This window comes from Nocardioides palaemonis (genome assembly GCF_018275325.1).
GTDB lineage: Bacteria > Actinomycetota > Actinomycetes > Propionibacteriales > Nocardioidaceae > Nocardioides > Nocardioides palaemonis.
This window is the reverse complement of sequence record NZ_JAGVQR010000004.1, coordinates 88264-107709: the sequence shown is the minus strand read 5'-3', so window position 1 is coordinate 107709 and position 19446 is coordinate 88264. Positions and strand designations below refer to the sequence as shown.

Sequence of the window (19446 nt, the reverse complement as noted above, 5' to 3'; positions counted from 1 at the left end):
GCCCCCGGCCGGATGGCCGGGGGCGTTCGACGGTGCGTGGGTCTGGTCGGGCCTAGCTCACTTCCAGCGCTCGGACGCCGCGACGAACTCGAGCTGGCGGTCGCCGGTGTAGATCTGCTTCGGGCGGGCGATCTTCTGGTCCTTGTCCTGCACCAGCTCCGACCACTGCGCCAGCCAGCCGGGCGTACGGCCGATGGCGAACAGCACGGTGAACATCTCCGGCGGGAACTGGAAGGCCTCGTAGATCAGGCCCGAGTAGAAGTCCACGTTGGGGTAGAGCTTGCGCTTGACGAAGTACTCGTCCTCGAGCGCGATCTTCTCCAGCTCCTTGGCGATCTCGAGGAGCGGGTTGACCCCGGTGACCTCGAAGACGTCGTCGCAGGCCTTCTTGATGATCGTGGCGCGCGGGTCGAAGTTCTTGTAGACCCGGTGGCCGAAGCCCATCAGCCGCTCGTTGCCGTTCTTCACGCCCTCGATGAAGGCGGGGATGTTCTCCTTCGAGCCGATCCGGCGCAGCATCCGCAGCACGGCCTCGTTGGCGCCACCGTGCAGCGGGCCGTAGAGGGCGCCGACGCCCGCGGCGACGGCCGAGTACGGGTCGACCTGCGAGGAGCCGACCGAGCGGACCGCGTTGGTCGAGCAGTTCTGCTCGTGGTCGGCGTGCAGGATGAAGAGCACGTCGAGGGCCTTGACCAGGCGCGGGTCGGCCTCGAACTTGGACTCGCTCATCTTGAAGAGCATCGAGAGGAAGTTCGCGGTGTAGCCGAGCTCGTTGTCGGGGTAGACGTAGGGCTTGCCCTGCGCGTGGCGGAACGACCAGGCGCCGAGGGTCGGCATCTTGGCGATCATGCGCACGATCTGCATGTGGCGGTTGTCCGCGTCGCTGATGTTGCGGGCGTCGGGGTAGAACGTCGACAGCGCGCCGACCGAGGCCATCAGCATGCCCATCGGGTGGGCGTCGTAGCGGAAGCCCTGCATGAACGTCTTGACGTTCTCGTGCACGAACGTGTGGTAGGTGATCTCGTGCACCCACGACTCGTACTGCTCCTGGGTGGGCAGCTCGCCGTTGATGAGGAGGTAGGCCACCTCGAGGAAGTTGGACTTCTCCGCCAGCTGCTCGATCGGGTAGCCGCGGTACTCGAGGATGCCCTTGTCACCGTCGATGTAGGTGACGGCCGAGCGGCACGAGGCGGTGTTGACGAAGCCGGGGTCGTAGGTGGCCAGACCGGGCTCGTCGTCGGTGAGGCGGATCTGCCCCAGGTCCTTCGCGGCGATCGTGTTGTCGGTGATCGCGATGTCGTACGTCTGACCGGTCCGGTTGTCGGTGACAGTCAGGGAATCCTTGGCCGCAACGTCGGTCACGTCGGCTCCTGTTCATACGTCTTTGTACGTTCGTGGGTGTCCGACCAACTTAGACCGGGCCCCACCACCACCGCGAATCAGGTGTCCAGCACCCGGTGCGGCCTGCGTCGCGCGTCACGCTCAGCGACCGGCCACCCGGTTCGCGACGCGGGCGACGCGGCTGGTGCGCGCGAGGCCGGCGTCCTCGCGGCGGTCGGCGGCGCGGAAGAGGCGGTAGAGGGCGTGCACGCCGGCCCAGCGCAGCGGCTCGGGCTCCCACCTCCGCACCCGGTGACCGGTCCAGGGCAGGTGGGTCAGGTCGGTGTCGCGGCCCAGCACCAGGTCGCGCAGCGTGCGGCCCGCGAGGTTGGTCGCGGTCAGCCCGGAGCCGACGTAGCCGCCGGCGTGGCCGAGGCCGGTCACCGGGTCGTAGGACACGCTCGCGCTCCAGTCGCGGGGGACGCCGAGCACCCCGCACCACGCGTGGTCGAGGCCGATCCCCGCGAGCGACGGGAAGAGGGAGGCCAGCGTCGTGCGGAGCGACTCCACCGTCCACTCCTGGGTGCGGCCGTCGACGTCGGTGCGTGACCCGAAGCGGTAGGGCACGCCGCGTCCGCCGAGCGCGATGCGCCCGTCGGCGGTGCGCTGGGCGTAGCAGTAGGCGTGCGCCTCGTCGCCGAGCAGCTCCTCGCCGGCCCAGCCGATCGCGTCCCACTGCGCGTCGGTCAACGGCTCGGTGACGACGATCGCGGAGTTCATCGGCAGCCAGTCGCGTCGGTGGCCGGACAGGCCGGCGGTGAAGCCCTCGAGGCAGCGCAGCACCACCGGCGCCCTGACGGTGCCGCGCTCGGTGACCGCCGCACCCGGCTCGACCGACCGCACGCGGGTGTCCTCGTGGACGCGTACGCCCTGCGCGCGCACCAGGTCGGCCACGCCGGCCACCAGCCGGGCCGGCTGCACCCGGGCGCAGTCCGGGTCGAGGTGGCCGGAGACGGCCCCGGCGACCCGGATCCGCGCGGCCACCTGGGCGGCGTCGAGCTCGCCGCCGAGGCGCTCGGCCTGTGCCGCGGAGCGGGCGACGTGCAGGACGCCGTGGCGCACGACGTCGGCGTCGATGCCCGCCCGCTCGGTGACGCCGATGACCTCGTCGACGGTGGCGCGCACCGCGGCCCGCATCCGGGCCACCCCGTCCGCGCCGCCTGCGCGGGCGTACGCGCGGGGGCTGCCGGGGAGCTCGCTCGAGAGCCAGCCGCCGTTGCGTCCCGACGCCCCGAACCCGGCGAACTCGGCCTCGAGGACGCGGACGTCGAGGGAGGGGTCGGCCTCGCGCAGGTAGTGTGCGGCCCACAGTCCGGTGAGCCCGCCGCCGACGATCGCGACGTCGCACGTCACGTCACCCTCGAGCCGGTCGGTGGGGACGGGCAGCCCGACCTGCTGCCACCAGAAGGACACGCCGCCGTTGCGCACCCGCCCATCATGGCCCTGCGGCGTTTTGACCCCCTCGCCCGGCGCGCCGTAACCTTGCTGGTCGCGACTCCTGCCGCGTCCGCTCCCTCGGGGCGGGGCGCAGATCCGGACGTCATCCCTCCTTCGTCGGGGGAGCGATCCGGGCCGTGTTCGTCAGAAGCCGCAGCAGCACCAGCCGGCCCTCGTCCGGGGGCCGGGACCAACGAACCAGAACGGGATACCGCCGTGCGCACGTACAGCCCCAAGCCCGCTGACATCCAGCGCGAGTGGCTCGTCATCGACGCCACCGACGTGGTCCTCGGACGCCTCGCCGTCCAGACCGCCAACCTCCTCCGCGGCAAGCACAAGCCGACCTTCGCCCCTCACATGGACATGGGTGACTTCGTCATCATCGTGAACGCCTCCCAGGTGGCGCTGTCGGGGACCAAGAAGACCACCAAGATGGCCTACCGCCACTCCGGCTACCCGGGCGGCCTCTCCGCCACGCCGTTCGGCGAGCTGCTCGAGAAGGACGCCCGCAAGGCCATCGAGAAGGCCGTGTGGGGCATGCTCCCGAAGAACAAGCTCGGTCGCCAGATGCTGAAGAAGCTCAAGGTCTACGCCGGCCCCGACCACCCGCACGCGGCCCAGAAGGCCGTTCCGTTCGAGATCTCGCAGATCTCCCAGTGACTGAGGACTCACAGATGACTGAGAACACCACCGAGGTCGAGGAGACCTTCGAGACCGACGCCGACGGCGTGGCATACACGTCCGAGAGCTCCGCCTCGGCCGACACCCCGGCCCGTCCGGCCACCATCGCGCCCGCCGGCGCGACCGGCCGCCGCAAGGAGGCCGTCGCCCGCGTCCGGATCGTCCCGGGCACCGGCGAGTGGCGCATCAACGGCCGCACGATGGACAGCTACTTCCCCAACAAGCTGCACCAGCAGATCGCCAACGAGCCGTTCGTCGAGCTGCAGCTCGAGGGCCGCTTCGACGTGATCGCCCGCATCCACGGCGGCGGCATCGCCGGCCAGGCCGGCGCCCTGCGCCTCGGCGTGGCCCGCGCGCTCAACGCCGTCGACGTCGAGGCCAACCGCCCGGCGCTGAAGAAGGCCGGTCTGCTGACCCGCGACGCCCGCGTCGTGGAGCGCAAGAAGGCCGGTCTCAAGAAGGCCCGCAAGGCCTCGCAGTTCAGCAAGCGCTGACCCGCACCTGCACCGCACGAGGCCCGCACCGTCGACGACGGTGCGGGCCTCGTCGCACGTCCGGCCTCGGTTCCACGCCGGGGCCGTCCGCGTCGTAGGCTCCCGGGCCATGACACGACTCTTCGGCACCGACGGCGTCCGGGGCCTGGCCAACGCGGACCTCACGGCGGAGCTCGCGCTCGAGCTGTCCGTCTGCGCCGCCCACGTGCTCGCCGACCGCGGCGAGTTCGAGGGGCACCGGCCGCTCGCGGTGGTCGGGCGCGACACCCGCATCTCCGGGCAGTTCCTCGAGGCCGCGGTGGTCGCGGGGCTGGCCTCCGCCGGCGTCGACGTGCTGCTGCTCGGCGTCCTGCCGACGCCCGGCGTGGCCTACATGACCGACCGGCTCGGCGCCGACCTCGGCGTGATGCTGTCGGCCTCGCACAACCCGATGCCCGACAACGGCATCAAGTTCCTCGCCCGCGGCGGCCACAAGCTCGACGACGCGATCGAGATCGCCATCGAGAAGCGGATGGGCGAGCCGTGGGAGCGCCCCCGCGGCGGCGACGTCGGCCGGGTGACGGTCTACGACACGGCCGTCGAGGAGTACGCCGCCCACCTCGAGAGCACGATCACCCACCCGCTCGTCGGGCTCAAGGTCGTCCTCGACTGCGCCGAGGGCGCGGCCCACGCGGCCGGCCCGCGTGCGCTGGAGGACGCCGGCGCGACCGTCATCGCGATCCACGCCGACCCCGACGGGCTCAACATCAACGACGACTGCGGCTCGACCCACCTCGCCTCGCTCCAGGCGGCGGTGCGCGAGCACGGCGCCCACGCCGGCTTCGCGCTCGACGGCGACGCCGACCGATGCCTGGCCGTGGACGCCGCGGGGGAGGTCGTCGACGGCGACCAGATCCTCGCCATCCTCGCGCTGTCGCTGCAGGAGCAGGGGCGCCTCGCCAAGGACACGGTCGTCGCGACCGTGATGAGCAACCTCGGCTTCGTCCAGGCGCTGCGCGCCAACGGTGTCGGCGTGCGCCAGACCAAGGTGGGCGACCGCTACGTCCTCGAGGCGATGAAGGTGTCCGGCTACAACCTCGGCGGCGAGCAGTCCGGCCACGTCATCCTCAGCGACCACGCCACCACCGGCGACGGCATCCTCACCACGCTCCACGTGATGGAGCGGATGGCCACCACCGGGCGTTCCCTCGCCGACCTCGCGTCGGTGATGACCCGCCTGCCCCAGGTGCTGCTCAACGTCTCCGGCGTCGACAAGACCCGCGCCGACGAGGACGCCGTGCTGGCCGCGGCCCTCGCCGAGGAGGAGGCCGCCCTCGGTGACCGCGGGCGGATCCTGCTCCGGCCGTCGGGCACCGAGCCGATCGTGCGGGTAATGGTCGAGGCGCCGTCGCACGACGAGGCGCACGGCGTGGCGTCGCGCCTCGCCGAGGTCGTGCAGCGCCAGCTCGCGCTGTCGTGACGACCGACCCGCGCCCCGGCCCCGACGGGGGCGCGCCCGACATCCCCGGCTGGCTCTCGCTGCGCGACGTGGTGCTGGCGCTCGGTGTCGGGCTGGTGCTGGCCGCGGGGCTGGCCGTCCTGAGGCCCGGCTCGCTCACCCACCTGCGCGGCGGCACCGACGCGCGCGAGACGACCGTCGTCGCCGTGCGCGAGGGCGCGGTGCCCGGCGACCGGGGCGTGGAGGGCAAGGTGCGCACGACCTACGACCTCGCCTGGCGCGACGGGGGCGAGGACCGCACCGCGACCTTCCACCGCGCCGGACGCCCCGACCACGAGGTCGGCGACACCTGGGTTCTGTGGGTCTCGCCGGACGGCTCCGTGGTGGAGACGACGTCGCCGCGGACCACGTGGCTGTGGCTCGGGATCGGCGTCCCTGCCTTCGTGCTCGTGATCGGCCTCCTCGTGCGCTGGCGCGGGCGCGTGGTCTCGCGGGCCCCGCTGCGCGAGGCCGACCGGATCGAGAGGGCGCGCGCCCGCCAGCGGCGTACGCAGGGCGGCTAGGCCCCGCCCTCCGGGGGGGTATCTGGGGACGAAATGGTGGGCCGGTGGGCCGTTTTCACCCCCATTTCGTCCCCAGATACCCCGGTGCGGGCGGGGGTCGGGCGCGGCTACGGTCGCTCCGTGGTCGACATCGAGCAGCTCAACCCGCGCAACGAGGCCGCGCTGCGGGCGTGGTGGGAGGTGGGCCGAGCCGCCACTGCCCACCGACCGGGGAACCCGTGGCCGGCGTGGGAGCAGACCCGCGTCTCGCTGCCGGCGGACAACCCGGAGGGCGGCCTCACCGTGCTCGCCGCCATCGACGGCCGCGAGATGGTCGGCGCCGGTCTGCTGGTGCGGCCCCTGAAGGACAACCTGCACACCGCGTCGGTCGACGCCTACGTCCGTCCCGACCGCACCCGCGAGGGGACGGGCCGCCGGCTGGTGCAGGAGATGGAGGTCGTCGCTGCGGGGGACGGGCGTACGACGCTGCACGGCGAGGTCTACGTCGCGCCGGGGGAGTCCGGCACGCCGCCCGAGGCGTTCGCGGCCGCGCTGGGCTACGAGGTGGCGAGCCGCGAGGCGTTCCGCGAGCTCGCCCTGGCCGACTACCTCGCGCGGCGCGACGGACTCCTCGACGACGTGGCCCGCGCGTCGGCCTACCGGGTCGTCACCTTCGACACCGTCTGCCCGGACGAGCACCTCGCGTCGTTCGGTCGGCTGCTCGGCCTGCTGCTCGACGAGATCCCGCTCGGCGACCTCGACCTCAGCGCCTCGGAGTGGAGCCCGGAGCGGATCCGCGCCGCCGAGCAGCGCCAGGCCGGCATCGGCCGCCACGTCCTGACCGCCCTCGCGATCGCCCCGGACGGTTCCGTCGCGGGCTCGTCGGACGTGCGGGTCAACGACACCGACACCACGCACGGCCAGGTCGGGATCACCCTGGTCGACCCGTCCCACCGCGGCCACCGGCTCGGCCTCGCGCTGAAGGTCGCGACCCACGACCTCGCGCTGGCGACGTACCCGGGCCTGGTCGCGGTCGACACCTCCAACGCCGAGGTCAACACCCACATGAACGCGGTCAACGACGCGCTGGGCTACCGCACGCTCGAGACGCTGCTCGAGCTGCAGAAGCGGCTGTGATCAGCGCGCCTCGGCGGCCGCGTCGTAGGTCTCGCGGGACCCGAGGATCTGCGGGAGGTGGGTCTCGGCCCAGTCGGTGAGGGTCGCGATCGGCGCGGTGAGGGAGGCGCCGAGCGCGGTGAGCTCGTAGTCGACGCGCGGCGGCACCTGGGCGTGCACGGTGCGCGTCAGCAGGCCGTCGCGCTCCATCGCCCGCAGCGTCTGGGTCAGCACCTTGGGCGCGACGCCGCCGATGCGCGCGCGCAGCTCGGTGAAGCGCAGGCTGCCGGGCTCGAGCGCCCCGATCACCAGGACGGTCCACTTGTCGCCGATGCGGTCGAGGACGACCCGGGTGGGGCAGTCGGGGTCGAAGGCGTCGCCGCGGTCCATGGTCACCATGAGGTACTCATAGCACGTTGAAGTGCTTGGTTACCAGTGGTTACCGTCGGTGGTCCACCCACTCACGAAGGACACCACATGAAGATCGCCCTGTTCGGCGCCACCGGCATGGTCGGCTCCCGCATCGCCTCCGAGGCCACCGCCCGCGGCCACGACGTCACCGCCCTGAGCCGCTCGACCGGGGCCGACATGGGCTCCGCCGACGCCGTGCGCGCTGCCGCCGCCGACCACGACGTCGTCGTCTCGGCCACCGGCCCGAGCCGGACCGGTGAGTCGCACGAGCCGTGGCTCGCCTCGGTCTCCACCCTCATCGACCACGCCGGCGACGCGCGCGTGCTGTTCGTCGGCGGTGCCGGCTCGCTGCTCACCCCCGACGGCACCCGCCTGCTCGACTCCGACGGCTTCCCGGAGGAGTACCAGGCGGAGGCCACCTCCGGAGCGAAGGCGCTCGACCTGTTCCGCGCCGCGCCGGAGTCGCTCGACTGGACCTTCCTCAGCCCGGCGCCCGTGATCGCCCCCGGCGAGCGCACCGGGTCGTACGCCACCTCGCTCGACACCCCGGCCGGCGACTTCGTCAGCGCCGAGGACTACGCCCTCGCGCTCGTCGACGAGATCGAGCGGCCCCAGCACCGCCGCCAGCGCTTCACCGTCGCGTCCTCCTGAGGGGACCCCGCCTGCGGACGTCATGGCGGGTGGTCGCCTGGGGGTCCACCGGCCATGACGTACGCGCCGGCGTTGCGCGTCGGAGTCGCGAGGAGCCGCCGACGTCATGGCGGCCGGTCACTCCGGCGACCGGCGGCCATGACGTACGCGCCGGGGGTGCGCGTCGGCATCGCAGCTGCGGCGGGGCGCGGTCCGCACGACGTCCACAGCTGGCCCGCCGACGTGCTCGTCCACAGGGCGGCCGTCGGGCCAGCCCCTTCTGTCGTACCCGAGCCGGAGCCTCGCTCCATGGACGAACGACGCAGACGCAGCCGCGACGAGCGCGAACGGACCCTGGAGGGGGTCGCGGCCCTCGCAGCGAAGCAAGGCGGGGTGGTGTCACGCGCCCAGGCCTACGCCGCGGGCATGACGCGCGGCGAGGTCCGCGCCCAGCTTCGAGCACGGCGGTGGCAGCGGGTGTGGTCGAGGGCCCTGTGCCTGCACACCGGGCCGGTGTCGGAGCTCGGCAGGCACTGGGCAGCCGTGTTCGAGGGCGGCGACCGCGCCATGCTGGACGGGGAGTCGTCGCTGGTGGCCTCCGGGCTCACTGGCTACGACACGACCGTCCACCGAGTGTCGGTGCCGCGTGGTGTGAAGCCGTTGCGCGGGGCCGGCCTCGACGTGCGACGCACCCGCCGCTGGTCAGCCGACGATCGCGCACCGTCCGGCGTCCCTCGCACCCGCGTGCCAGTGGCGGCGGTGCGCGCGGCGATGTGGGCGTGCACCGACAGGCAGGCCGCACTCCTCCTGACGATGCCGGTCCAGCAGGGCCTCACGACGGCGGATCACCTGGGGTGTGCGCTGCTGGCGGTCAGGCGTGACCGGCGCCGTGGGTTGATGCACGACGTGGTCAACGACCTGCTCGGCGGGGTGCGCTCCCTGGGCGAGTTCGACGTCGCGCGGGAGTGCCGGCGCCGGGGCCTGCCGGAGCCCGACCGACAGGTGGTCCGACGGGGCAGGGGCGGCCGGTACTACCTCGACGTCTGCTGGGACGCGTTCCACCTGGTGGTCGAGATCGACGGCATCCACCACTCGTGGGCGACCTCGGTCGTGCCTGATGCGCTGCGCCAGAACGAGGTGGTCCTGCGCGACGCCCGTGTCCTGCGCCTGCCGCTGCTGGGGCTTCGGGTGGCCGCTGACGACTTCTTCGACCAGGTCGAGCGCGGCCTGCGCGCCGGCGGCTGGGTCGACGCGGCGTGACGAGGTCATGGCGACCGGCGACGCGAACGACCGACGGCCATGACGTCCCGCGGGCGGACGTCCCACCGACGCGCGACTCAGAGCTTGCGCAGCCGCACGTAGCGCACGGAGTGGTCGGCGTCCTTGCGCAGCACGAGGTTGGCGCGCGAGCGGGTGGGGGCGACGTTCTGGACGAGGTTGGGCTCGTTGATCGAGTCCCAGATCCGGGTCGCCTGGTCGACGGCCTCGTCGTGGGAGAGCGCGGCGTACTTGCGGAAGTACGACGCGGGGTCGCGGAAGGCGGTCTCGCGCAGGCGCAGGAACCGGTCGACGTACCAGCGCTTGATGTCGGTGAGCGCGGCGTCGACGTAGACGGAGAAGTCGAAGAAGTCGCTCACGGCGAGCCCGGTGCGGCCGTCGTCGCGCACCCGCGCCGGCTGCAGGACGTTGAGGCCCTCGACGATGACGATGTCGGGGCGCTTGACCACGACCTTCTCGTCGGGCAGCACGTCGTAGACGAGGTGGGAGTAGATCGGCGCCTCGACCTCGTCCTTGCCGGACTTGATGTCGATGACGAACTTCAGCAGCGCCTTGCGGTCGTAGGACTCCGGGAAGCCCTTGCGGTGCAGGATGCCCCGCCGCTCGAGCTCGGCGTTGGGGAGCAGGAAGCCGTCGGTGGTCACGAGGGCGACGTTGGGGTGCTCGGGCCAGTGCGCCAGCATCTGCTGCAGCACGCGGGCGGTGGTGGACTTGCCGACCGCGACCGACCCGGCGAGCCCGATCACGAAGGGCGTACGCGGCGGGGTGACGCGGTGGAGGAACTCCTCCTGCTCGAGGTGCAGCCGGGAGTTGGCCGCGACGTAGAGGCTGAGCAGCCGCGACAGCGGGAGGTAGACCTGCTCGATCTCGCGCAGGTCGAGCTGGTCGCCCAGTCCCCGCAGGCGGACGACCTCGTCGGGCGTGAGGCTCGTCTCGGCGGTGCCGGCGAGCTCCGCCCACGCGGCGCGCTCGAGCTCGACGTACGGCGAGGCCTCGCTCCCGTTGGGGGCGCCGTGCGGCGGCGCCGGGGCCTCGGACATGGCCGCGATTCTTGCACCGCCGCGGCACCGGGCGATGCAGCACCCTGCCGAGGGGCGCCGATAGACTGCGCCACCATGTGCGGAATCGTCGGATACGTGGGTGGCAAGGCCGCCGAGGGTGTGGTCATCGAGGGCCTGCGTCGCCTGGAGTACCGGGGCTACGACTCCGCCGGGATCGCGCTCGTCGACGACGGGTCGATCGTCAGCGACAAGCGCGCCGGCAAGCTCGCCAACCTCGAGAAGGCCATCGCGGAGACGCCGCTGCCGCCGGTCACCACCGGCATCGGCCACACCCGCTGGGCCACCCACGGTGCGCCGACCGACCGCAACGCCCACCCGCACGTCGGGCGCGAGCGCCGCGTCGCCGTGGTCCACAACGGCATCATCGAGAACTTCGCCGCGCTGCGGCACCGGCTCGAGGCCGCCGGCACCGAGATGGCCTCCGACACCGACACCGAGGTCGCCGCCCACCTGCTCGAGGAGCAGCTGGCGACCGGCGTCGACCTCACCGTGGCGATGCAGAACGTCTGCCGTGGCCTCGAGGGTGCCTTCACCCTCGTCGCGGTCGACGCGCAGGACCCCGACCGCGTCGTCGCCGCGCGGCGCAACTCGCCGCTCGTGGTCGGCATCGGCGAGGGGGAGAACTTCCTCGGCTCCGACGTCGCGGCCTTCATCGAGCACACCCGCGAGGCGATGGAGCTCGGCCAGGACCAGGTCGTCACCATCACCCGCGACGGCGTGAGCGTCTCCGGCTTCGACGGCACGCCCGCAGAGGGCACCCGCTACCACGTCGACTGGGACCTGTCGGCCGCCGAGAAGGACGGCCACGACTGGTTCATGCGCAAGGAGATCTTCGAGCAGCCGCGCGCCGTGGCCGACTCGCTGCTCGGCCGCCGCGGCGAGGACGGGCTGCTCCAGCTCGACGAGATGCGGCTCTCCGACCAGGACCTGCGCGACATCGACAAGATCATCATCATCGCGGCCGGCACCTCGTTCTACGCCGGCATGGTCGCCAAGTACGCCATCGAGCACTGGTGCCGGATCCCCGTCGAGGTGGAGCTCGCCAGCGAGTTCCGCTACCGCGACCCGATCCTCACCAGCGACACCCTCGTGGTGGCGATCAGCCAGTCCGGCGAGACCGCCGACACCCTGCAGGCGATCCGCCACGCCCGGGTCCAGCGCTCGAAGGTGCTCGCGATCTGCAACACCAACGGCTCGACCATCCCGCGCGAGTCCGACGGCGTGATCTACACCCACGCCGGGCCGGAGATCGGCGTCGCGTCGACCAAGGGCTTCCTGACCCAGCTCGTCGCCTGCTACCTCCTCGCCCTCTACCTCGCCCAGGTCAAGGGCACCCGCTTCGGCGACGAGATCTCCCAGGTCATGGACCAGCTCGAGCAGATGCCCGGTCACGTCCAGGCCGTCCTCGACAAGGCCGACGAGGTCTACGCCCTCGCGCGCGACCACGTCGGCAGCCGCTCGGTGCTCTTCCTCGGTCGCCACGCCGGCTACCCGGTCGCGCTCGAGGGGGCGCTCAAGCTCAAGGAGATCGCCTACCTCCACGCCGAGGGCTTCGCGGCCGGCGAGCTCAAGCACGGCCCGATCGCGCTGGTCGAGGAGGGCCTGCCGATCCTGTGCGTCGTCCCGCCGCGCGGTCGCGACCAGCTCCACGACAAGATGCTCAGCGGCATCCAGGAGGTCCGCGCCCGTGGCGCCCGCACCCTCTGCCTCGCCGAGGAGGGCGACACCACGATCGAGCCCTACGCCGACGTGCTGATCACGCTCCCGCAGGTGCCGGTGCTGCTGCAGCCGCTCGTCGCGGTGGTGCCGCTCCAGCTCTTCGCCTGCGAGCTCGCCTCCCAGCTCGGCCACGACGTGGACCAGCCGCGCAACCTCGCCAAGTCCGTCACGGTCGAGTAGGGACGGACGCCGTGCCAGTGATCGGGGTGGGCATCGACGTGGTCGACATCGACCGCTTCGTGCAGTCCCTCGAGCGCACGCCCGCCCTGCGCGGGCGACTGTTCACCACGGCCGAGGCGAGCCGTCCGGCGGCCTCGCTGGCGGCGCGCTTCGCGGCCAAGGAGGCGATGGCCAAGGCGCTCGGCGCCCCGGTCGGGATGGCCTGGCTCGACGCGGAGATCGTCTCGGAGGAGACCGGCCGGCCGCGCTTCGAGATCCGCGGCACGGTGGCCGCCCGCGCCGCCGAGCTGGGCGTCGCCCACGTCCACGTCTCCCTCTCGCACGACGCCGGCATCGCGTCGGCAGTCGTGGTGCTGGAGGGCTGATCGCGTGCTGCGCGCGCACACCGTCGAGGACGTACGCCGGGCGGAGCAGGCCGCGATGGCCCGGCTCCCGGACGGGGCGCTGATGCAGCGCGCGGCCGCCGGGCTGGCCGCGGCCGTCGTCGACCTGCTCGGTGGCGCCTACGGGCGTCGCGTGCTGCTGCTGGTCGGGCCCGGTGACAATGGCGGCGACGCCCTGTGGGCCGGCGCCCGGCTGGCCGCCCGCGGTGCGTCGGTCGAGGCGCTGCTGCTGGCCGAGCGCACCCACGCAGACGGCCTCGCAGCGCTGCGCCGGGCCGGTGGGCGCGCGGCCCGCGACCTCGCCGACCTCCACCCGTCGCCCGACGTGGTCCTCGACGGGATCCTCGGCATCGGCGGCCGGCCCGGCCTGCGCGACGACGCCGCGCGTGCGGTCGAACGGCTGGCCGGCGTCCCCGTCGTCGCGGTCGACGTCCCGTCCGGGCTCGGCGTCGACACCGGCGAGGTCGACGGCCCCCACGTCCGCGCCGACCTCACCGTCACCTTCGGCACCCACAAGGTCGCCCACCTCGTGGACCCGTCCGCCACGGCCTGCGGGGCGCTCCACCTCGTCGACCTCGGCCTCGACCTCGGGCCGGCCGCCGTCGAGGCGCTCCAGCCCGCGGACGTCCGCGACCTGCTGCCGCGCCCCGGGCCCGACGCCCAGAAGTACTCCCGAGGCGTGGTGGGCGTCCGCGCCGGCTCCGCGACCTATCCCGGTGCCGCGCTGCTCGCCGTGGCCGGCGCCAACACCGGGCTCGTCGGGATGGTCCGCTACGTCGGCGCGTCCTCGGTCGCCGACCGGGTCAGGGTCGCCCACCCCGAGGTCGTCGGGGACGGCCGGGTCCAGGCGTGGGTGGTCGGTCCGGGGGGTGGTGACGACGCCGCGGGCATGCTCGCCGAGGCGCTCGCCGACGACGTCCCGGTCGTGGTCGACGCCGACGCGCTGCGCCACGTCGACGCGCCGCTGCCGGGTGCCGTGCTGACGCCGCACGCCGGCGAGCTGGCCGCGATGACCGACGCGGAGCGCGCCGACGTCGAGGCGCGCCCCCTGGCCCACGTGCGCGAGGCCGCCCGGCGCTGGGGGTGCGTCGTGCTGCTCAAGGGCCACCACACCCTCGTCGCCGACCCGGACGGCCGGGTGCGGGCGACCACCACGGGTGTCCCGTGGCTGGCGACGGCCGGTGCCGGCGACGTCCTCGCCGGGCTGGTCGGGGCGCTGCTGGCGGCCGGCCTGACGCCCTACGACGCCGCGTCGGTCGGCTCGTGGCTGCACGGCGCCGCGGCGACGGAGGCGGCGGCCGGCGGTCCGCTGACCGCGAGCCGGGTCGCCGTCCAGATCCCGCAGGTCGTGCGCGACACCCTGGCGGAACTGGGATGATCGGTGCCATGACCGGTCCCGTGCCTCGTGCCGAGATCGTGGTCGACGTCGCGGCGATCCGCCACAACGTACGGGTCCTCAAGGAGCTCGTCTCGGCCGACGCCCCGGTCGGGCTGATGGCGGTCGTGAAGGCCGACGGCTACGGCCACGGCATGGTCGAGGCCGCCGCGGCAGCCCGCGAGGCCGGCGCCGACTGGCTCGGCGTCGCCACGATCGAGGAGGCGCTCACCCTCCGCGCGGCGGGCGACCACGGCCCGCTGCTGTGCTGGCTGAGCGCGCCCGGCGACGACTTCGCCGCCGCGGTCGCGGCGGGCGTGGAGGTCACCGCCTACACCGTCGACGAGCTCGACGAGGTCGCCGCGGTCGGGAGCGGCGCGGGGGAGGGCGGAGCACGGGTCCAGCTCAAGGTCGACACCGGCCTGTCCCGTGGCGGCGCGTCGCGGGACCGGTGGCGCGACCTCTTCGCCGCGGCCGCCGGCCACGAGCGCGCCGGCCGGATCCGGGTCACCGGCCTCTGGTCCCACCTCGCGGCGAGCGACGAGCCGGCACACCCGGCCAACGACGCGCAGGAGGCCGCCTTCCGCGAGGCGGTCGCGCTCGCGGCGGCCGCCGGTCTCGACCCCGACGTCACCCACCTCGCCAACTCCGCCGCCGCGCTGCTGCGCCCCTCGGCCCACTTCGACCTCGTCCGCTGCGGCATCGCGACCTACGGCCTCGACCCGGCGCCCGGCGTCGCGCCGCGCGTCGGCCTGCGGCCGGCGATGACCGTGCGCGCGCGGCTGGTGATGAGCAAGCCGGTCGCGGCCGGCGACGGCGTCTCCTACGGCCACACCTGGGTGGCCGACCACGACACGACGGTGGGCGTCGTGCCGGTCGGCTACGGCGAGGGCATCCTGCGCGCGGCGAGCAACCGCGCGTCGGTGTGGGTGGGCGACGACCTGAGACCGGTCCGTGGCCGGGTCTGCATGGACCAGCTCGTCGTCGACCTGCACGGCGAGCTCCCGCCGCCCGGCACCGAGGTGGTCCTGTTCGGGCCCGGTGATCGGGGTGAGCCGACTGCTCAGGACTGGGCCGCGGCTGCCGACACGATCAGCTATGAGGTCGTGACGCGGGTCGGTGGCCGCCTGGTGCGCCGCCACGTCGACTCGGACGTCGACCCGGACGAGGAAGGGACCGCACCATGAGCGTCAAGGGCCGCATCTTCGGCACCGTCGTGGGTGCCGCCGGTCTCGCCGCTGCGGCGGGAGCCGTCGGCATCGCCCGGCAGTCCCGCGTCATCGGCAACCGGCAGGCCGGCGACGAGGTCGCCCTCGGCTCGCTGCGCAGCGCACCCCGTGTCGTCGTCGCCGACGACGCGGTCGACCTCCACGTCGAGATCGACGAGCCGGCCGACGTCGGCGGGCCCGCCTCGACCGACGACGACATCACCGTCGTGTTCGTGCACGGCTACTCCCTCACCCTCGACAGCTGGCACTACCAGCGCGCGGCCTACCGCGGCCAGGTGCGCACGGTGTTCTACGACCAGCGCAGCCACGGACGCTCCGCGCGCTCCCCGGAGGACCACTGCACCATCGAGCAGCTCGGCTCCGACCTGCGCCGCGTCATCGAGGACACCGTGCCCGGGCGCTGCGTGGTCGTCGGTCACTCGATGGGCGGGATGACGGTGATCTCGCTCGCCGAGCAGTTCCCCGAGATGTTCGGCGACACCGTCCTCGGCGCCGCACTGGTGTCCACGACCGCGGGCGGCCTCGACCCGGGCCGGATCCTCTTCCCGATGCTGCCGCTCGGCCTCGGCGGACGATTCGTGGGCCGGGCCGTGCGCACCCTCGACCGCGGCCACAAGGTGGTCGACCTCGCTCGCTCCTGGGGGCACGCCGTGGCCGACGTGTTCACCGACCGCTACGCCTTCGGCGACGACGTACCGGCGGCGCTCGTCGAGTTCGTCTACGGCATGCTCAACGCGACGCCCTTCGCCGTGGTCGCGGACTTCTACCCGGCCTTCGCCTCGCTCGACAAGTTCGACCACCTCGGCGCGCTCGGCACGGTCCCCACCTCGATCATCTGCGGCACCGACGACAAGATCACCTCGGTCGGCCACAGCCGCAAGCTGCACAGCCGGATCCCGGGGTCCAGCCTGCTCGAGTGCGAGGGCGCGGGACACATGGTGCTCCTCGAGCGCCACCAGGACGTCACGGCGGAGATCGACGACCTGATCGCGCTGGCCCTGAAGGAAGAACGGGCCCAGGCGGAGGAGGAGCGCCGATGAGCGTCGACGTGTCTCGGGTGGGACCCGAGGCGGCCGCCGAGGTGCTCGCGGTGGTCCGCGAGGCGTTCGGCGCGCGTCCGCCCCTGGACCCGCCGGCGGACGCGATGGCCGAGGACCAGGTGTCGATCGCGCGGATGCTGCGCCGGCGCGGCGGGCTCGTGGCCAGGCTCGACGGTGAGCCGGTCGGCTGCGTCGTGCTCGACCCCGGGCCCGACGGCATGGTGCTGCGCCGCTTCGGCGTCACGCCCTCGGCCCAGGGCAGGGGCGTGGCCACCGCGCTGGTCGAGGCGGCCGTCGACGCCTCGCTCGGCCACTCCGCGGTGCGGGTCCTGGCCCGCGAGGAGCTCCCCGACACCGTCGCGTTCTGGGAGGCGCTCGGCTTCGTCGAGACCGGGCGCCACAGCCCCTACGTCGAGCTCGCGCGCTGGCTCGGCACGTCGTTCGACGCGCGCGAGCCCGAGACCATGCGTGCGCTGGGCGAGCGGCTCGGCCACACCCTGGTCGCCGGCGACCTCGTGGTGCTCACCGGCGAGCTCGGCGCCGGCAAGACCACCTTCACCCAGGGCCTGGGGGAGGGGCTGCAGGTGCGGGGCGGGGTCACCTCACCGACGTTCGTCATCTCGCGGGTCCACCCGTCCCTGGTCGAGGGACCCGACCTGGTGCACGTCGACGCCTACCGCCTCGGCGGCCTCGCCGAGCTCGACGACCTCGACCTCGACACGCCGCTGGAGTCCTCGGTCACCGTCGTCGAGTGGGGTGCGGGCCTCGCGGAGGGCCTCGCCGACGCCCGGCTGGAGGTCCTCATCGAGCGCACCGTGGGCGAGACCGCCCCCGACGACGAGGTCGACCCGCGTCGCGTTTCCCTCCGCTGGGTCGTCGGCCAGTAACCTCGACGCCGTGCTGCTCGCCTTCGACACCGCCACCTCGCTGGTGACCGTCGCGCTCCACGACGGCGACCGCGTCGTGGTGGAGCACTCGTCCACCGCACCGATGAAGCACGGCGAGCACCTCGCGCCGCTCATCGCGCGCGCGATGGACGACGCCGGCATCGTCCGCCAGGACCTCACCGCGATCGCCGTCGGCGTCGGGCCGGGACCGTTCACCGGCCTGCGGGTCGGGCTGGTCACCGCCCGTACGCTCGGCTTCGTGCTCGACGTCCCCGTCTACGGTGTCTGCTCCCTCGACGCCGTCGCGGTCGAGGTCGTCGGCACGGGCGCCGCCACCGGCGGCTTCCTCGTCGCCACCGACGCGCGGCGCAAGGAGGTCTACCTCGCCTCCTACGACGCCGACGGACGCCGCCTCGAGGGACCCGTGGTCACGCGGCCCGCCGACGTCGCCACCACGGCGCCCGTCGCCGGAGCCGGCCCCGAGCTCTACCCCGACGCCTTCCCGACCGCCCTCGCGGTGACCCGCCCGAGCGCCGCGTGGATGGCGGCGGCGGTGAGCGCCGAGGACGTCGAGCTGCTCGACCCCGAACCCCTCTACCTCCGGCGACCCGACGCGGTCGCCGGCGCACCCAGAAAGCCCGTGTCGTGATCCGACCCGCCACCCTGGCCGATCTCCCTGCCCTCGTCGAGCTCGAGCAGGAGCTCTTCGGCCCCGACGCGTGGAGCGAGGCGCTGCTGCGCCAGGAGATCGAGGGACCGGGCCGCCGCTTCGTGGTGACCGACGACCTCTCCGGCTACGCCGTGACGATGAGCGCCGGCGACATCATCGACCTGCTGCGCATCGGGGTGCGGCCCGATGCCCGCCGACGTGGGCTGGCCTCCCGGCTGCTCGACGAGATGCTCGTCGGCACCGACGACGCGTCGCGGATGCTGCTCGAGGTCAGCGTCGCCAACGCCGAGGCACTCGGCTTCTACGTCGCGCGCCAGTTCAGCGTGATCGACGTGCGGCCGCACTACTACCGCGACGGCTCGGAGGCCCTGGTGATGTGCCGGTGGCTGCCGGGTGCCGCCCGCACGAGGACGGCGACCGCCAATGACTGACGAGCCCCTGGTCCTCGGCATCGAGACGTCCTGCGACGAGACCGGCGTCGGCATCGTGCGCGGGCGCACGCTGCTGGCCGACACGGTCGCGAGCAGCGTGGAGGAGCACGCGCGGTTCGGCGGGGTGGTCCCGGAGGTCGCCAGCCGGGCCCACCTCGAGGCGATGGTCCCGACCATCGAGCGCGCGGCGGAGACCGCCGGCATCGCGCTCAGCGACATCGACGCCGTTGCCGTCACCAGCGGGCCCGGGCTCGCGGGCGCGCTGCTGGTCGGGGTGGCCAGCGCCAAGGCGCTCGCCCTCGGCCTCGGCAAGCCGATCTACGGCGTCAACCACCTCGCGGCGCACGTCGCGGTCGACCAGCTCGAGCACGGGCCGCTGCCCGAGCCGTGCCTGGCGATGCTGGTCTCCGGCGGCCACTCCAGCCTGCTCGAGGTCACCGACGTCACCGTCGGCGTGGAGCCGATGGGCGCGACGATCGACGACGCCGCGGGCGAGGCCTTCGACAAGGTGGCCCGGCTGCTCGGGCTGCCGTTCCCGGGCGGCCCGCACATCGACAAGGCGGCGCGCAGCGGCAACAGCGTCGCGATCGACTTCCCGCGCGGCCTGACCAGCCGCCGCGACCTCGAGCGGCACCGTTTCGACTTCTCCTTCTCCGGCCTCAAGACGGCCGTGGCGCGCTGGGTGGAGACCCAGCAGCGCGAGGGTGCCTCGATCGACGTCAACGACGTCGCGGCGTCCTTCCAGGAGGCGGTGTGCGACGTGCTGACCCGCAAGGCGATCGACGCGGCGTCGAGCCGCGGGATCGAGGACATCCTGATCGGTGGGGGCGTGGCGGCCAACAGCCGGCTGCGCGCGATGGCCGAGGAGCGTGCCAGCGCGAAGGGCATCCGGGTCCGCGTGCCGCGCCCCGGGCTGTGCACCGACAACGGCGCCATGGTGGCCGCGCTCGGCTCCGAGCTGGTGCTGCGCGGGCGTACGCCGTCCCTGCTGGACCTGCCGGCCGACTCCTCGCAGCCGATCACGACCGTCGTGGCCTGAGCCGTGTCCTCCTCGACTCGGGAAT

The 19446-nt window shown here is 73.4% G+C and carries 20 protein-coding genes; 16 read left to right on the top strand and 4 right to left on the bottom strand.

The window, feature by feature from the left end; translation table 11 throughout:
- Positions 1-57: 57 nt before the first annotated feature.
- Positions 58-1362 carry a citrate synthase gene (locus KDN32_RS16210; protein ID WP_211733317.1) on the bottom strand — a complete coding sequence of 435 codons (1305 nt, stop codon included), beginning with the start codon at positions 1360-1362 and terminating at the stop codon, positions 58-60.
- 120 nt (positions 1363-1482) lie between these two features.
- Positions 1483-2808 (bottom strand): NAD(P)/FAD-dependent oxidoreductase, encoded by a 1326-nt coding sequence (locus tag KDN32_RS16205; protein ID WP_211733316.1) that lies wholly within the window; start codon positions 2806-2808, stop codon positions 1483-1485.
- 225 nt (positions 2809-3033) lie between these two features.
- Between KDN32_RS16205 and rplM the strand changes: the two genes are divergently transcribed.
- The 5 genes from rplM (at position 3034) to KDN32_RS16180 (ending at position 7109) form a co-directional block, all read left to right on the top strand.
- Positions 3034-3477 carry a 50S ribosomal protein L13 gene (gene rplM, locus KDN32_RS16200; protein WP_211733315.1) on the top strand — a complete coding sequence of 148 codons (444 nt, stop codon included), beginning with the start codon at positions 3034-3036 and terminating at the stop codon, positions 3475-3477.
- A 14-nt stretch (positions 3478-3491) separates the two neighbouring features.
- On the top strand, positions 3492-3992 hold the full coding sequence (gene rpsI, locus KDN32_RS16195; RefSeq protein WP_211733314.1) for a 30S ribosomal protein S9: 501 nt from the start codon (positions 3492-3494) through the stop codon (positions 3990-3992).
- A gap of 109 nt (positions 3993-4101) precedes the next feature.
- Positions 4102-5451, top strand: coding sequence for a phosphoglucosamine mutase (glmM, locus tag KDN32_RS16190; RefSeq protein ID WP_211733313.1), 1350 nt, complete (start codon positions 4102-4104; stop codon positions 5449-5451).
- Positions 5448-5993, top strand: coding sequence for a hypothetical protein (locus KDN32_RS16185; RefSeq protein ID WP_211733312.1), 546 nt, complete (start codon positions 5448-5450; stop codon positions 5991-5993). Before glmM ends, KDN32_RS16185 begins: the two co-directional genes overlap by 4 nt.
- A 120-nt stretch (positions 5994-6113) precedes the next feature.
- Positions 6114-7109 (top strand): GNAT family N-acetyltransferase, encoded by a 996-nt coding sequence (locus KDN32_RS16180; RefSeq protein ID WP_211733311.1) that lies wholly within the window; start codon positions 6114-6116, stop codon positions 7107-7109.
- Here KDN32_RS16180 and KDN32_RS16175 read toward each other — a convergent pair whose 3' ends face one another.
- Positions 7110-7487 carry a winged helix-turn-helix transcriptional regulator gene (locus tag KDN32_RS16175; RefSeq protein WP_211733310.1) on the bottom strand — a complete coding sequence of 126 codons (378 nt, stop codon included), beginning with the start codon at positions 7485-7487 and terminating at the stop codon, positions 7110-7112. It abuts the gene before it with no gap.
- A 78-nt stretch (positions 7488-7565) separates the two neighbouring features.
- On the opposite strand from KDN32_RS16175, the gene KDN32_RS16170 reads away from it, so the two are divergent.
- The gene (locus KDN32_RS16170) at positions 7566-8150 is read left to right on the top strand and encodes an NAD(P)-dependent oxidoreductase (RefSeq protein WP_211733309.1); all 585 of its coding nucleotides are present in this window, start codon (positions 7566-7568) and stop codon (positions 8148-8150) included.
- Positions 8151-8438: 288 nt separating this feature from the next.
- Entirely contained in the window at positions 8439-9389 is a 951-nt protein-coding gene (locus KDN32_RS16165; protein WP_211733308.1) for a putative endonuclease domain-containing protein, read from the top strand.
- 77 nt (positions 9390-9466) lie between these two features.
- On the opposite strand, the gene coaA is transcribed toward KDN32_RS16165, so the two are convergent.
- Complete coding sequence (gene coaA / locus KDN32_RS16160; protein ID WP_211733307.1) at positions 9467-10447, bottom strand: type I pantothenate kinase; 981 nt, start codon at positions 10445-10447, stop codon at positions 9467-9469.
- A 75-nt stretch (positions 10448-10522) separates the two neighbouring features.
- Here coaA and glmS point away from each other — a divergent pair, with 75 nt between their 5' ends.
- The 9 genes from glmS to tsaD are packed head-to-tail and all read left to right on the top strand — an operon-like array spanning position 10523 to position 19421.
- Positions 10523-12367, top strand: coding sequence for a glutamine--fructose-6-phosphate transaminase (isomerizing) (glmS, locus tag KDN32_RS16155; protein WP_211733306.1), 1845 nt, complete (start codon positions 10523-10525; stop codon positions 12365-12367).
- An 11-nt stretch (positions 12368-12378) separates the two neighbouring features.
- Complete coding sequence (locus KDN32_RS16150; RefSeq protein WP_211733305.1) at positions 12379-12732, top strand: holo-ACP synthase; 354 nt, start codon at positions 12379-12381, stop codon at positions 12730-12732.
- 4 nt (positions 12733-12736) lie between these two features.
- A complete protein-coding gene (locus tag KDN32_RS16145; protein WP_211733304.1) occupies positions 12737-14128 on the top strand; it encodes an NAD(P)H-hydrate dehydratase in 1392 nt (463 codons plus the stop codon).
- 8 nt (positions 14129-14136) lie between these two features.
- Positions 14137-15312, top strand: a complete 1176-nt coding sequence (gene alr / locus KDN32_RS16140; protein ID WP_211733303.1) for an alanine racemase — start codon at positions 14137-14139, stop codon at positions 15310-15312.
- Positions 15309-16394: an alpha/beta fold hydrolase gene (locus KDN32_RS16135; protein WP_211733302.1), complete on the top strand. Its 1086-nt coding sequence runs from the start codon at positions 15309-15311 to the stop codon at positions 16392-16394. Before alr ends, KDN32_RS16135 begins: the two co-directional genes overlap by 4 nt.
- On the top strand, positions 16391-17281 hold the full coding sequence (gene tsaE, locus KDN32_RS16130; protein ID WP_211733301.1) for a tRNA (adenosine(37)-N6)-threonylcarbamoyltransferase complex ATPase subunit type 1 TsaE: 891 nt from the start codon (positions 16391-16393) through the stop codon (positions 17279-17281). The genes KDN32_RS16135 and tsaE overlap by 4 nt, the downstream gene beginning before the upstream one ends.
- A 10-nt stretch (positions 17282-17291) precedes the next feature.
- Positions 17292-17930, top strand: a complete 639-nt coding sequence (tsaB, locus tag KDN32_RS16125; protein ID WP_211733300.1) for a tRNA (adenosine(37)-N6)-threonylcarbamoyltransferase complex dimerization subunit type 1 TsaB — start codon at positions 17292-17294, stop codon at positions 17928-17930.
- Entirely contained in the window at positions 17927-18382 is a 456-nt protein-coding gene (locus tag KDN32_RS16120; RefSeq protein WP_211733299.1) for a GNAT family N-acetyltransferase, read from the top strand. Before tsaB ends, KDN32_RS16120 begins: the two co-directional genes overlap by 4 nt.
- A complete protein-coding gene (gene tsaD, locus KDN32_RS16115; RefSeq protein ID WP_211733298.1) occupies positions 18375-19421 on the top strand; it encodes a tRNA (adenosine(37)-N6)-threonylcarbamoyltransferase complex transferase subunit TsaD in 1047 nt (348 codons plus the stop codon). The genes KDN32_RS16120 and tsaD overlap by 8 nt, the downstream gene beginning before the upstream one ends.
- Positions 19422-19446: the final 25 nt, after the last annotated feature.

Coding starts and splice junctions, on each gene's coding strand:
- rpsI (WP_211733314.1), top strand. CDS start 3,492: ATGACTGAGAACACCACCGAGGTCGAGGAGACCTTCGAGACCGACGCC.
- glmM (WP_211733313.1), top strand. CDS start 4,102: ATGACACGACTCTTCGGCACCGACGGCGTCCGGGGCCTGGCCAACGCG.
- KDN32_RS16175 (WP_211733310.1), bottom strand. CDS start 7,487: ATGGTGACCATGGACCGCGGCGACGCCTTCGACCCCGACTGCCCCACC.
- KDN32_RS16170 (WP_211733309.1), top strand. CDS start 7,566: ATGAAGATCGCCCTGTTCGGCGCCACCGGCATGGTCGGCTCCCGCATC.
- KDN32_RS16165 (WP_211733308.1), top strand. CDS start 8,439: ATGGACGAACGACGCAGACGCAGCCGCGACGAGCGCGAACGGACCCTG.
- coaA (WP_211733307.1), bottom strand. CDS start 10,447: ATGTCCGAGGCCCCGGCGCCGCCGCACGGCGCCCCCAACGGGAGCGAG.
- glmS (WP_211733306.1), top strand. CDS start 10,523: ATGTGCGGAATCGTCGGATACGTGGGTGGCAAGGCCGCCGAGGGTGTG.
- alr (WP_211733303.1), top strand. CDS start 14,137: ATGACCGGTCCCGTGCCTCGTGCCGAGATCGTGGTCGACGTCGCGGCG.
- KDN32_RS16135 (WP_211733302.1), top strand. CDS start 15,309: ATGAGCGTCAAGGGCCGCATCTTCGGCACCGTCGTGGGTGCCGCCGGT.
- tsaE (WP_211733301.1), top strand. CDS start 16,391: ATGAGCGTCGACGTGTCTCGGGTGGGACCCGAGGCGGCCGCCGAGGTG.
- tsaD (WP_211733298.1), top strand. CDS start 18,375: ATGACTGACGAGCCCCTGGTCCTCGGCATCGAGACGTCCTGCGACGAG.